Source organism: Streptosporangium sp. NPDC023615 (genome assembly GCF_040640155.1).
Lineage (GTDB): Bacteria > Actinomycetota > Actinomycetes > Streptosporangiales > Streptosporangiaceae > Streptosporangium.
Window position 1 is genome coordinate 53,774 of sequence record NZ_JBFABE010000002.1, and the last position, 12,645, is coordinate 66,418.

Annotated in this window: 11 protein-coding genes; 5 read left to right on the forward strand and 6 right to left on the reverse strand. The window is 70.3% G+C overall.

Features of this window, described 5'->3' with window-relative positions:
• The first annotated feature begins 136 nt into the window (after positions 1-136).
• Positions 137-595, forward strand: coding sequence for an NUDIX domain-containing protein (locus tag AB0G16_RS01710; protein WP_362797244.1), 459 nt, complete (start codon positions 137-139; stop codon positions 593-595).
• 91 nt (positions 596-686) lie between these two features.
• Here AB0G16_RS01710 and AB0G16_RS01715 read toward each other — a convergent pair whose 3' ends face one another.
• The gene (locus AB0G16_RS01715; RefSeq protein ID WP_362797246.1) at positions 687-1,181 is read right to left on the reverse strand and encodes a GNAT family N-acetyltransferase; all 495 of its coding nucleotides are present in this window, start codon (positions 1,179-1,181) and stop codon (positions 687-689) included.
• Positions 1,178-2,551 (reverse strand): XRE family transcriptional regulator, encoded by a 1,374-nt coding sequence (locus AB0G16_RS01720; RefSeq protein WP_362797248.1) that lies wholly within the window; start codon positions 2,549-2,551, stop codon positions 1,178-1,180. Before AB0G16_RS01720 ends, AB0G16_RS01715 begins: the two co-directional genes overlap by 4 nt.
• Before the next feature lie 539 nt (positions 2,552-3,090).
• Between AB0G16_RS01720 and AB0G16_RS01725 the strand changes: the two genes are divergently transcribed.
• From AB0G16_RS01725 to AB0G16_RS01740, 4 genes are all read left to right on the forward strand, one after another.
• Complete coding sequence (locus tag AB0G16_RS01725) at positions 3,091-3,375, forward strand: hypothetical protein (RefSeq protein WP_344895571.1); 285 nt, start codon at positions 3,091-3,093, stop codon at positions 3,373-3,375.
• 714 nt (positions 3,376-4,089) lie between these two features.
• Entirely contained in the window at positions 4,090-4,959 is an 870-nt protein-coding gene (locus AB0G16_RS01730) for a mechanosensitive ion channel family protein (protein ID WP_362797250.1), read from the forward strand.
• Positions 4,960-4,979: 20 nt separating this feature from the next.
• A complete protein-coding gene (locus tag AB0G16_RS01735; protein WP_362797252.1) occupies positions 4,980-5,378 on the forward strand; it encodes a globin in 399 nt (132 codons plus the stop codon).
• A gap of 23 nt (positions 5,379-5,401) precedes the next feature.
• Complete coding sequence (locus AB0G16_RS01740; protein WP_362797254.1) at positions 5,402-6,943, forward strand: glycoside hydrolase family 13 protein; 1,542 nt, start codon at positions 5,402-5,404, stop codon at positions 6,941-6,943.
• Positions 6,944-7,061: 118 nt separating this feature from the next.
• Here AB0G16_RS01740 and AB0G16_RS01745 read toward each other — a convergent pair whose 3' ends face one another.
• The 4 genes from AB0G16_RS01745 to ssb form a co-directional block, all read right to left on the reverse strand.
• Positions 7,062-7,505 carry a thioesterase family protein gene (locus tag AB0G16_RS01745; RefSeq protein ID WP_362797256.1) on the reverse strand — a complete coding sequence of 148 codons (444 nt, stop codon included), beginning with the start codon at positions 7,503-7,505 and terminating at the stop codon, positions 7,062-7,064.
• Positions 7,506-7,689: 184 nt separating this feature from the next.
• Positions 7,690-9,354: an energy-dependent translational throttle protein EttA gene (gene ettA / locus AB0G16_RS01750; RefSeq protein ID WP_362797258.1), complete on the reverse strand. Its 1,665-nt coding sequence runs from the start codon at positions 9,352-9,354 to the stop codon at positions 7,690-7,692.
• A gap of 25 nt (positions 9,355-9,379) precedes the next feature.
• Positions 9,380-10,588, reverse strand: a complete 1,209-nt coding sequence (locus AB0G16_RS01755; RefSeq protein WP_362797260.1) for a GGDEF domain-containing protein — start codon at positions 10,586-10,588, stop codon at positions 9,380-9,382.
• An 896-nt stretch (positions 10,589-11,484) separates the two neighbouring features.
• The gene (gene ssb / locus AB0G16_RS01760) at positions 11,485-12,438 is read right to left on the reverse strand and encodes a single-stranded DNA-binding protein (RefSeq protein ID WP_362797262.1); all 954 of its coding nucleotides are present in this window, start codon (positions 12,436-12,438) and stop codon (positions 11,485-11,487) included.
• Positions 12,439-12,645: the final 207 nt, after the last annotated feature.

Consider the following 12,645-nt stretch of genomic DNA (forward strand, 5'->3'; position numbering starts at 1 on the left):
GAGCTTGAGGAGGTGGGATCGTACGGTGCTCGCACCTGACCTGGGCAGGGTACAGCGAATCCCGGCACCGCATCCGCCGGTCCGGAAGGCGGCCGGCGGACGGGCGGGCGGGCGACGGTGATAGCGTCCGTGGCCCATGGGCGACTCTCAGCCGAACGACCGGCCCGCGGCCCGGGTGATCTGTGTGGACGCCTCCGGCCGGGTGCTCCTGATGCACTGGCGTGACACGGTGAGCGGTCAGGCCCTGTGGGAACCTCCGGGCGGCGGCATCGACCCGGGTGAGACCCCCCTGGAGGCCGCCCGGCGGGAGCTCACCGAGGAGACGGGCCTGCCGGGCACGGCGGTGCTGGACCGCTGGGTGCCGGTACGCAGGGAATTCCACTGGCTCGGGGTCCACTACGTCAAGACCGAGCGTTTCTACCTGGCCGGATTCGAGGACACCCCCGCGGTGGCCCCCGCGTCGTTGACCGCCGAGGAGGACGTCACCTTCCTGGGTTCCGGGTGGTTCTCGGCGGCGGAGATGGCGGACCTTCCCGACGCCCTGGAGCCCCCCGACCTGCCCGGGGTCGTCCGCCGCCTCACCCTGCTGGGCTGAGCCGGGCCCCGGAGGACGGAAGCGACCCCGGTTCCGCGGACCGGGACCGTCATCCCCGCCGGAGGGGAGGTCGTCGGCGAACCGCGTCGGATCACTGCATCGAAGGGGACATGGAGGGCACGAGGTCCTTCTCCCCGTAGATCACCGTGCATCCTCCCCTCTCCTCCCTCCGGACCTCCCGCCAGCCGAACGTGCGGTAGAGCTCCATCGCCGCGGGCTGGTTCAGGGTGGTGTCCCCGCAGAGCCGGGTGTACCCCAGCTCGATCGCGCGCGCCTCCAGCGCGACGGCCATCTGGGCACCGAACCCGCGCCGCTGGAACTCCGGGTGGACCCGCAACCGGCACATCTCGACGCTCCGGTCGTCGACGCGGCGGAGCCCGCCCATGCTGACGACGCGTCCGCCGGACAGCTCGCCCACCAGGAACTCACCCCTGTCGGCGAGGTAGATCTCGCCGATCCTGGGGAAGTCGTCCTCGTAGTAGACGCCGTCCCCGGGCGCGAGGCCCACCTGGGCCAGGCATATCTGGTGCAGGGCCCAGACGGATTCGAGGTCGGACCAGCGATAGCGCCGGAGCGTCGGCCTCAACTGTCACCCCCGCCGGCCACCGGGTCCGCCACCGGGACGCCGCGGCTGCGCAGCGACTCCAGGTAGGACTTGAGCTTGGGATGGCCGGGAGCCTTCACCTCGGCCTGCCGGGCCACCTCGTGGGCGCGCTGCATGAGGATGTCGGGCCTGCACTCGTCGTCGAGGCCCGCGATCGTGCGGTGGGCGATGTCCAGCGCCTCGTCCACGTCACCTTCGAGGATCTTGCACTGGGCCCGGTCGAGTTTGATGATGGTCGGGTCCAGCCAGTCGGTCGGACCGTACTTGGTGAGCGCCTGTTCCAGGATGAGGTCGGCCTCCATCGCCTGCCCGAGCTTGACCAGCGCGTCCCCCTGGTGGAAGTAGAGCTGGCGCTCGGTGTAGCCGAAGGTGGAGTCGTCCTGCTCGGCGGCGGTCATCTGGGAGAAGGCCGCCCTGGCCCGGGACAGGGCCCGTTTCGCCTGGTCGACCACTTCCTTCTTGCCCGCGCCCGACATCATCGCCAGCGCGCGGGCCTCGACCACCGGGGCCATCGCCTGGGCCGCGCAGGGGGTCTGCCCGGCCAGGTCGCGGCTCTTCTTGGCCAGGTTGAGCGCCTCGCGCGGATCGCCGTAGTAGAGCGGGACCAGGGCCTCCCTGGCCGTCACCCACGCCCTCAGCGCGCGGTCGCCGGTCTCGTCCGCGGCGGTCCTGCCGGTGCGGAAGAAGGACCGGGCGAGCCGGTGGTCGCCGAGGTTGATCATGATCATGCCGCTCAGCCCCGCCAGCTGGGCCGCCATCCGGCAGAGCCGTTCCTGCAGGTCGACCGGCTGACGCCGCTCCATGGCCTTGCGTACCGCGCTGAACTCCAGCATGACGTCGCAGAGCAGCCGCAGCGGCGCGGTGTTCATGTACTGGCGGCCGAAGCCGATGGTGGATTCCTCCCACTGGTCGAGCATCGCGGGCGAGACGGTGGCCGAGACCAGCGTGTCGTCCATCCGCCTGCGAATGCTCTCCACGGATCCGAGCACCTGCCCGTCCAGCGCGATGCCGCTGCCCGCCAGGAGCTGCAAGAGTGTCCTCCGTAGCACGTTCTCGTCCTCCTCGCCCCCGTCCGCGGAAAGGCCGAGGCCGATCGGCTGAATCAGCAGCTCTCGCGGACCAGGGGAAGTGTCGGGTCTTCCATCGTGGAGATCACCCCGGACGACACCGGGCATCCTGTGGCCGTGGCCGCAGATGCACGGGCCGTCGTACCCGAGGGAGGCCGGCTCGACCCGGTAGGCGGAGCACAGGTAGTGCAGGTACTCGGGACCGGGCCGCTTCAGCCCGCTCTCGTACGCGGACAGGAGCGTCTCACCGATGCCCGGGGCCGACTTGCCGTCGCGTTCGAACAATGCCCGTATCTGTTCGATGACGTCCGCGAGGGCGACGCCGTGCGCGAGTCGGTGGCCTTTGATCCGTGTGGTCCCGAATTGCACACTGCATTTGTCATGGATTTCCTCGGCTATCTGCGCCGAGGACTTCCCGGCCGCCAGGCCGCGGGCCCGGATCTGCCGCGCCAACTCTGTCTCCCTGTGCTGCCTGCCGGACATACCGGCCCCTCTCTCGTGGCCAGCCGGGCTGGCCGGCACACATTGTCCCGACCGGTCCTCTCCCCCTTGACTCAGTGTGATCTTTCTGTCGCACTGCGCCTACGGAGAATGATGGACCACGTTTGACTCATCCGGAACGCACTAATAAAGCCGTGGGCTAGAAATCGTCCCCCGGGGGACTGCTTCTTTCAACCCACTTGGCACAACGCCCACCCTGAGCAGGGTTTTCTCCTAATTGACCCATGGGGCCACCGTGAGTCATCTTTGGCGAGCAGCACCGAATGAGTGATCGAGCGAACACGATTCGGTGTCGGCGAACCGAGATCACGAGGAGGGACGAGGTGGGTGAAGACGATTTCCGACACCTGGAACGGCTGGTGACGGAACTGGACTGCCGCGGGTTGCACGCCCGCGTGGTACGGACCCACTCGGGCCGCACGTTCGTGCGTGTGATCAACCCCAAGGCGACAAGCCTGGCGGAGAACGTCACCTGCCGAGCCCAGGCCGCCCCCAGCCATCGGGATTGGTACTACTGGTGGTCCTGGGGCGAGAAGATGCACACGGTGGAGGACCCCGCCGGTGCCGCGACCAAGGTCGCACGCGTACTCGCCGCGGTAGGAGAGTGAGGTGAGCGGCGCAACGGACGGTGTTCCGGCCGGTGCGTCGCGCCTGCCGCGGCTCGACGGAGCCGGCGGGGCGACCGGTGCGGAGCGTCCTCGGACGCTGGGCGTCCCGCCGGCTCCGAATCGACCGGACGGGCCCGCCCCCTCGGGCCCGGTCCGGTACGGCGGCCGCTCCCGTACCGGGAGCCGGTCGCGGCGACCGGTCTCGCGGGCCGGTCGCCCGAGGATCTTCCCGCGGCACGCCGAGGCTCCGCCCGGCCGAGGCGCGCGAACCGCCGGGAAGCACAGACCGCCGTCCGGCCTCTCGTCCGGGCGGTGAGCAGGAGGGATCCCTCTCGGGAACGACACGGGACACGCTTCCGGGTGCGTGTCCCGTCCGGGCCACCCGTCACCGGGACATCCGGGTCCGCCCCCGCGGCCCCCGATCCGGATGCCCCCGTCTTCCCCGGCGTGATGTGACGGAGGCCGGTTCGATCGGCAAGATGGGTGGGTCATCCGACGCGCCCGGCCGGCCATCGATCCGATCCGAGAGGGATCCACTCCGTGTTCCTGCTTTCCCCCACGCCCGTTCCCACCCCGAGTCCCAGCCCGACCCCCGTTCCCACCCCGAGCCTCACTCCAACGGTGGACCCGGCGGAGAGCGTCAAGGAGCTTTTGGACATGAGCGCGGGCCTGACGAAGGGATGCGGGGACGGCGGGGGGATACTCTGCGATCTCGTGCAGACCATCGTTCCTCTGAACTGGGCCCCCGTGGTCGCGGCCACCCTCGCCATCGTGCTGGTGATCCTGATCGCGCTGATCCTGCGCAACGTGGCGCACCGGTTGATCAACCGGGTGGTGCGGCGGGCGTCCTCCGGGCGCGCGTCCCTGGCGGGACGGCTGCGCGGCAAGGACACGCCGGCTCCCGAGGGGCTGGACGCGATCCTCGCCGAGCGGCGCAGGCAGCGGTCCGAGACCATGGGCTCGGTGCTCAAGCACGTCGCCTCCATCATCATCCTCGGCACCGCCGTGCTGACCGTCCTGGAACGGCTCACGGTCCCCATCGCCCCCCTGCTGACCAGCGTCGGCATCGTGGGCGTGGCGATCGGCTTCGGCGCCCAGGAGCTCGTCAAGGACTTCATCGCCGGGATGTTCATGCTCCTGGAGGACCAGTACGGCGTGGGCGACGTGATCGACGCCGGTGCCGCCGTGGGCACCGTGGAGGCGGTCACCCTGCGCATCACCCGCCTGCGCGACGCCGACGGCCGGGTCTGGTACGTGCGCAACGGCACCATCACCCGGGTCGGCAACGAGTCCCAGGGCTGGTCACGCGCCACCGTCGACGTCCCGGTGGCCTACGCCTCCGACGTCCCGGCCGTCCGCGACCTGCTCAGGGCGACCGTCGAGGAGATGTGGGAGGAACCGGAGTTCCGCTCGGTCATCGTGGAGGAGCCGCAGGTGTGGGGCATCGAGCAGATCTCCGACACCTCGGTGATCTTCCGCATCAGCGCCAAGACCCTGCCCTCCAAGCAGGCCGAGGTCGCCCGCGAGCTCCGTCTCCGGATCAAGGCGGCCCTCGACCGGGCCTCCATCCCGATCGCCGGCTGACGTCGATTAGGCTGGAGCACGTGTCCGCGACCCCCGAGGAAAAAGAGTCCTTCTACGACGCCGTCGGCGGCGAGGAGGCGTTCAGGCGTCTGGTGCACCACTTCTACCGGGGAGTGGCGACCGACCCGCTGCTCCGGCCGCTCTACCCCGAGGACGACCTCGAGGGCGCCGAGGACCGGCTCCGCCTGTTCCTCATCCAGTACTGGGGCGGCCCCAACACCTACAGCACCCAGCGAGGCCACCCGCGCCTGCGGATGCGGCACAACCCGTTCGTGATCCGCTCGGCCGAGCGCGACGCCTGGCTCAGGCACATGCACGACGCGGTGGCCTCCCTGGAGCTGCCCGAGGACCTGGAGAAACGCCTCTGGGACTACCTCGTGTACGCCGCGCACAGCATGGTCAACGCCCCCGACGCATAAACCCCGCCGACCGGGGGCAACCCATGCACATGGAAACCCCCTGGTGGCGCGACGCCGTCGTCTACGAGATCTATGTTCGCAGCTTCGCCGACGCCTCCGGAGACGGCGTCGGCGACCTGCCCGGCATCAGGAGGCGCCTGCCGTACCTCGCCGAGCTCGGCGTGGACGCGATCTGGCTGACCCCCTTCTACCGTTCCCCGATGGCCGACGGCGGCTACGACGTGGCCGACTACCGCGACGTCGACCCGCTCTTCGGCACGCTCTCCGACTTCGACGACCTGGTGGCCTACGCGCACCGGCTGGGCCTGCGGGTCATCGTGGACATCGTTCCGAACCACTCCTCCTCCGAGCACGAGTGGTTCCAGGCCGCGCTGCGCGGCGAGGGACGCGACCGCTACGTCTTCCGCGACGGCGGGGACCTGCCGCCCAACAACTGGCAGTCGACCTTCAGCGGCCCGGCCTGGTCCAAGACGCCCGACGGGCAGTGGTACCTGCATCTGTTCGCCCCCGAGCAGCCCGACTTCAACTGGCGCAACCCCGAGGTGCACTCCGAGTTCCTCGACGTGCTGCGGTTCTGGCTGGACCGGGGGGTGGACGGGTTCAGGATCGACGTGGCGATGGGCCTGTACAAGGCCGAGGGGCTGCCGGACACGCCGCCGGAGGACCAGGCGTTCAAGGCCGAGTCGCCGATCTGGGGGCGGCCCGAGGTGCACGAGGTCTACCGCGACTGGCGCAAGGTGCTGGACTCCTACGACGGCGAGCGGATGGCGATCGGCGAGGTCTGGACCGACTCCGCCGAGGATCTCGCGCTCTACGTCAGGCCCGACGAGCTCCACCAGAGTTTCAACTTCGCCTGGCTGGAGGCTCCCTGGTCGGGGACCGCGTTCAAGAAGGTCATCGACGACACGCTGGCCGCCGTGACCGCCCCGACCTGGGTGCTCTCCAACCACGACGTGATCCGCCACGTGACCCGGTACGGCGACGGCCTGACCAACTCCACCACGGGCCTGGCCCGCGCGCGTGCGGCGCTGCTGGCCATGCTCGCCCTGCCGGGATCGGCATATCTCTACCAGGGGGAGGAACTGGGCCTCCCCGAGGTGAAGGATCTTCCCCCGGAGGCCCGGCAGGACCCGATCTTCGCCCGTTCCGAGGGGAAGCTGCCCGGCCGGGACGGTTGCCGGGTTCCCCTCCCCTGGTCCGGGATGTCCGAGCCCTATGGCTTCTCCCCCGAGGGGACGCGGCCCTGGCTGCCGCAGCCGGTCGAGTGGGTGGTGCTCTCGGCCGAGCGCCAGTCCAGCGACCCGGGCTCGACGCTGAGCTTCTACCGGGAGGCCCTGCGCGCCCGCCGCGACCTGCGTGGCACCCTGCCCGACGAGATCACCTGGCTGGAGACCTCCGAGGAGACCCTCGCCTTCAGGCGGGGTTCGCTGACGTGCGTCATCAACTGTGGCTCCGAGCCGGTGGCGCTGCCGCCGCACGACCGCGTCCTGATCGGCAGCGCGCCGGTCGAAGGCCACCTGCTGCTGCCGGACACGGCGGTCTGGCTGTCCACCCCCGGAGACTGACGATCCCGGCGCGCCGCCCCACCGGGCGGCGCGCCCACGGGCGGCACCGGACGCCCCGGACGGCAGGCACGCGGCCGCCCGAACGCCGGACGTCTCGGGCGGCGGGCCCCGGGCGTCGTCAGCCGCCGGTGGTGAACCTGCGCAGGTAGGCCATCTCGTCCGGGTTCAGCCGCCGCGGGGAGGCCCGCTCCACGTCGTAGGCCACCAGCACCGAACCCGCCCTGACGAAGATCTCGTCGTCATCGCGGATCTCGTACGCCAGGGTGAACCGCGCCGGCCTGATCTCCGTCACCCAGGTCTCCACCCGTACGGGGTCGAGGCGGAAGGTGAGCGGGCGCCGGTAGTCGATCTCGTGGCGGGCGATCACGAGCCCCTGGAACCGGGTGAGACCCTCGCGGTGAGGGTCGACGTGGAACATCGCCAGCCTGGCGTCCTCCAGGTAGTCGAGGAACCGCACGTTGTTGACGTGGCCCAGCGAGTCGATGTCTGCGAACCTGACGGCCCTGGGGAACACGTGCCGGTGAGCCCGGCCGACCCCGTCCGCGACGCTCTGTTCGAACACACCGCAAACCGTAGCGACCCCTCGGGACGCGCCGCACGCCGGGGCACGCCCCGCGACGGCAGGACATGACCGGGGCCGGCCGCCTGACGGCGACCGGCCCCGGTCCTTTTCCAGGATCTGTTCCCGCACCTGCCCGGACTGTTCCGCTCGCGCCCGCCCGGGCGCCGGAGACCGCGGGACGGTCTCAGTCGCGGGTGAGCTTGCGGTAGGTGACGCGGTGCGGCCGGGCCGCGTCGGCCCCGAGGCGCTCGACCTTGTTCTTCTCGTACTCGGCGTAGTTGCCCTCGAACCAGAACCAGTTCGAGCCCTCCTCCCACGCCAGGATGTGGGTGGCGATGCGGTCCAGGAACCACCGGTCGTGCGAGGTGATCACCGCACAGCCGGGGAACTCCAGCAACGCGTTCTCCAGGCTGGAGAGCGTCTCGGTGTCGAGGTCGTTGGTGGGCTCGTCGAGCAGCAGCACGTTGCCGCCCTGCTTGAGGGTGAGGGCGAGGTTGAGCCGGTTGCGCTCTCCACCGGAGAGGATGCCCGCCTTCTTCTGCTGGTCCGGCCCCTTGAAGCCGAAGGCCGCGATGTAGGCGCGGGACGGCATCTCGACCTGGCCCACCTTGATGTAGTCCAGCCCGTCGGAGACGACCTCCCAGACGTTCTTGGACGGGTCGATCCCGCCCCGGCTCTGGTCGGCGTAGGAGATCTTCACGGTATCGCCGATGACGATCTCGCCGTTGTCGGGCGTCTCGCTACCGGTGATCATGCGGAACAGGGTGGTCTTGCCGACACCGTTGGGGCCGATGATGCCGACGATGCCGTTGCGCGGCAGGTCGAAGGAGAGACTCTCCATCAGCACGCGCTCCTCGAAGCCCTTGGTGAGCTTCTCGGCCCGGATGACCGTGGTGCCCAGGCGCGGGCCCGGCGGGATCTGGATCTCCTCGAAGTCCAGCTTGCGGTGCTTGTCGGCCTCGGCGGCCATCTCCTCGTAGCGCTGGAGACGTGCCCGGCTCTTGGTCTGGCGGGCCCTGGCGTTGGAGCGGACCCACTCCAGCTCCTCCTCCAGGCGCTTCTTGCGCTTGGCGTCCTTCTGGCCTTCGAGCTTGAGCCGCGCCGCCTTGGCCTCCAGGTAGGTGGAGTAGTTGCCCTCGTAGGCGTGGCAGCGCCCCCGGTCGAGCTCCAGGATCCAGTTGGCCACGTTGTCCAGGAAGTAACGGTCGTGGGTGACCGCCAGGACGGTGCCCGGATACTTCTCCAGGTGCGACTCGAGCCACTGGACACTCTCGGCGTCGAGGTGGTTGGTGGGCTCGTCGAGAAGCAGCAGGTCGGGCTGCTCCAGCAGGAGCTTGCACAGGGCGACCCGGCGGCGCTCACCACCGGAGAGCTGGGCGACCTCGGACTCCGGCGGGGGGCAGCGCAGGGCGTCCATCGCCTGCTCGAGCTGGCTGTCGAGATCCCAGCCGTTGCGGTGGTCGAGGGCGTCCTGCAGCTTGCCCATCTCGTCGAGCAGTTCGTCGCTGTAGTCGGTGGCCATCAGCTCGGCGATCTCGTTGAAGCGGTCGAGCATCGCCTTGGTCTCGGCGACGCCCTCTTCGACGTTGCCGAGGACGGTCTTGGATTCGTTGAGGGGGGGCTCCTGCTGAAGCATGCCGACGGTGAAGCCGGGCATGAGCCGGGCGTCGCCGTTGGACGGCTGCTCCAGGCCCGCCATCATCTTCAGCAGCGTCGACTTTCCGGTGCCGTTGGGGCCCAGGACACCGATCTTGGCGCCCGGCAGGAACGACAGCGTCACATCGTCAAGGACGACCTTGTCGCCGTGCGCCTTGCGCACGCGCTGCAGTGTGTAGATGTACTCCGGCATGCCTTTAGTTTAGGGCCTGGAAAGTTCAGCTAGGGGCGGCCTCGGATCCGGGCCGGCGGGCCGGGGGCACGACGGTGGCGGGCAGGCAGATCTGGTCCCGGCCGAGTTCCTTGGCGCGATACAGGGCGAGGTCGGCCGCGGCGAGCAGTTCGATCAGATCGTCGCCGTGCACGCTCATGATCGCGACCCCGACCGAGATGGTCACGGTGATCATGTTGTCGTCGGCCGGGACGGCCATCCTCCCCACCCGGGAGCGGAGCCGCTCGGCGACCCTGCGGGCCTCGGTCACGTCGGCCCTGGGCAGCAGGACCACGAACTCCTCCCCGCCGAACCGGCCCACCACGTCGTAGTCGCGCAGCTGGCTGCGGATGGTGTCGGCCACGCCGACCAGGACCTGGTCCCCGATCAGGTGGCCGTAGGTGTCGTTGACCCGCTTGAAGTGATCGATGTCGACGATCAGCAGGGCGAGCGTCTCCCCGGTGCGCCGGGCTCTGACGATCTCGGTGTCGGCCTCGCGGTGCCAGGCGGCGGCGTTCAGCAGGCCGGTCTTGAGGTCGGTGCGCGCCGCCGCCTGGAGCTGGGCGTGCAGCAGGCTGCGCTGGAGCAGCACCACCGGTGGCAACGCCAGGATCAGCAGCGCCGGGTTGAGCCCGCAGGTGATGGAGACCAGGACGCCGAGACAGAGCTCGACGACGTCCAGGAGCAGGCTCTCGCGGTTCCACAGGACCTCCCGCCAGCGGCTCTCGGGATCGGCGGTGTGGGCGGCGACGGCTATCAGGGCGGTGTTGATCACCGTGAACAGGACCGCGCAACCGACGGCCACCAGGATCGGCCACCCGTCCCCCCTGGTCAGCGCGTTCAGGTCACCGGCCGTGGCGTGGAAGAGCAGGGAGGCCGCGCATCCGGCGAGTCCGATGGCCGCCGAGCTGACGACCCGCCGGTAGACCACGGTCGCGCGGACCCGCTTCTGGAGCAGGAACTGGAGCGGTATGGGCGCCAGGAGCGCGTACAGCGGCGGCAGCAGCAGCGCGGCGGGCAGCCACCAGGCGGAGAGGAGGTCCCGGTAGACGCCGGCGGGCATGCCGAGCCTGCGGGTCGCCTCGATGCACACCGCCCCGCACGCCATCAGCGCGGTGAAGGTCAGCAGATCGGACCAGCGGAGAACGCCGGACATCGCGAAGAAAACGATCGCGACGGCATCCAGCGTGACCAGCCCGCACAGATAGGCAACCAACGGGCGACGCTGCCCGAGCAAGGGCCATCGATCGACCAGGGCCGTTACGCCGTCGCGCGCCTTCGCCGAGGTGTGACCGGGAGCCGCCATGTCGTCCCCCTCTCCGACTAACGATGTGTAACACAATAGTTGCGGAGTGTGCGTCGCGCGATGGCAACCGCTACGTTGACGAAGTGGGTCAACCCGCCGGTTGATTCACGACTTGGAAACCGCTCGCCCGCGAGCGGGCCGTGTGGGAAAGGAGCAAGCCATGCTGCGGGGCGTGACCTGGACCTAACAGGTGTCTCGGCATCTGACACGGGCAAGACCATCGGCCGGTTCATCTCGGCGTCACCGCCTGCGGCGGTGCGCACCGACCGCGCCCGGCCGATGCCCCCTCGCTCGGCCCGTCCCAGGCCCTGTTCTCCACCCCCGGACCTTCCCTCCCCGAATTCCCCTCCTTCCCCAGTCCTTTTTTGGGGAATACATTCTCACGGCTCTCCTCCCTGAAGAGCCCCTTTCGTCCTAGATCCCCCGGTGGCCGGAAGGTCTTCCGGCCGAAGACCCTCTCCCGCCCGACTCCCTCCCGGCTCGCCTCCCTCCTCGGTCGACGCTCCCGCGGCCGAGCCCGCTCCCTCGCGGGAAGATCCTCAGGTCGAACACCACCTTCGGACAGCGGTCAGACACCGAGGCCCACCGGCCCGACGGGGAAGGTCCGGGCCTCCCCCGTCGCCCGGCCCTCCCCTCATCACCGGACCTCCCCGTCGCCCGGCCTCCCCGTCGCCCGGCCTTCCCGCCGGCAGGCCTTCTCCTCGCCCGGCCCTCCCCTCGCGGTGCGGCTCACACCAGGCCGGAGCTCAGACGAGGCCCTGCCGCGCATGATCAGCCCGCGTACGGCTCAGGCTCCCCCGCGCGGGTCAGGCCGCCACATGCTCGCGCACCGGCCAGGGGACCTCGTCATCCGCACCGGAACGGACCCGTCCCTCGTCCGGCTCGGTCGCGGCCGCCTCCCCCGCCGGGACACGGCCGCCCACGACCACGGCACCCGCCCGCCTCGGCGCTCCCTTCGCGGCCGCTCGCCGCCTGCGACCGGGGCCCTCCCCGTGAGCGCGATCCTCGTCCGGGACCTCGTGGCCCGCCACGTGCGGGGTGATCCCGACGCCCTCCACGGCGGTCTCGCCCACCACGGTCGGTTCGACCCCTGGCACACCCCCCACGCCGGGGTGCCCACTCGTCACCCCACCGGCCTCGGACTCCTCGCTCGCCCCTCCGCCGGCCCCGAACTCCCCGGCCGTCCTTCCGTCGAACCCGCCCGTCCCGCCGTCGAGCCCGAACTTCTCGCCCGGCCCGCCGTCGGGCCTGGGGTCCCTGGGCGGCCCGCCGTCGGCCCCGGACCCCGCTGCGGTGAGAGCGTCGGTCAGGGCGGGAACGCCGCCGCTCATGGCCCAGTCGGAGGTCTCACGGTCGAGTTCGCTCCGCTCCGCGCTGCCCAGGGCCGGGACCGGCCCGCCCCGCTGCGGCTTGCTGAAACTTCCCAGGCCCCAGCGCAGGTCGTGACCCAGCGAGCCCGCCTCCACCTCGGGCATGAACCGGCGCTCCCCCTCGTGGGTGAACTCGCGGATGCGCAGCCTGCCCTGGACGAGGACGGGCTGGCCCATCTGAACCGACTGGGCGACGTTGTCGGCCAGCCCGCGAAAGCAGCGGACCCCGAAATAGGTGGTCTCCCCGTTGCGCCACTGCTGGTTCTCCCGGTCGAAATAGCGGCTCGTCGAAGCGATCTTGAGCGAGGTGACCCGGGAACCGTCGGGGAAGGTGTGCTGGCGCGGCGGGGCCGCGACGTTACCGGTCAGCGTGACATGGATGTCGTTCATCGTGCCTCCCATGAGAGCCGGCTGACTGCCGGCGGCTGAGAGACACGATGACTCCCGGGGCCATCCCCACGGGTTCCCGAATCCCGTTCTGTGGACAGTCGGGGTTCCGGGGGCGGAGCCGCGAAAGGGCCGGTGACGAAGCCTCGCGGTGGGCACGGTGAATCCCCGTGACGAAGCCTCGCGATCGGGCACGGTGATCGTCGCGGC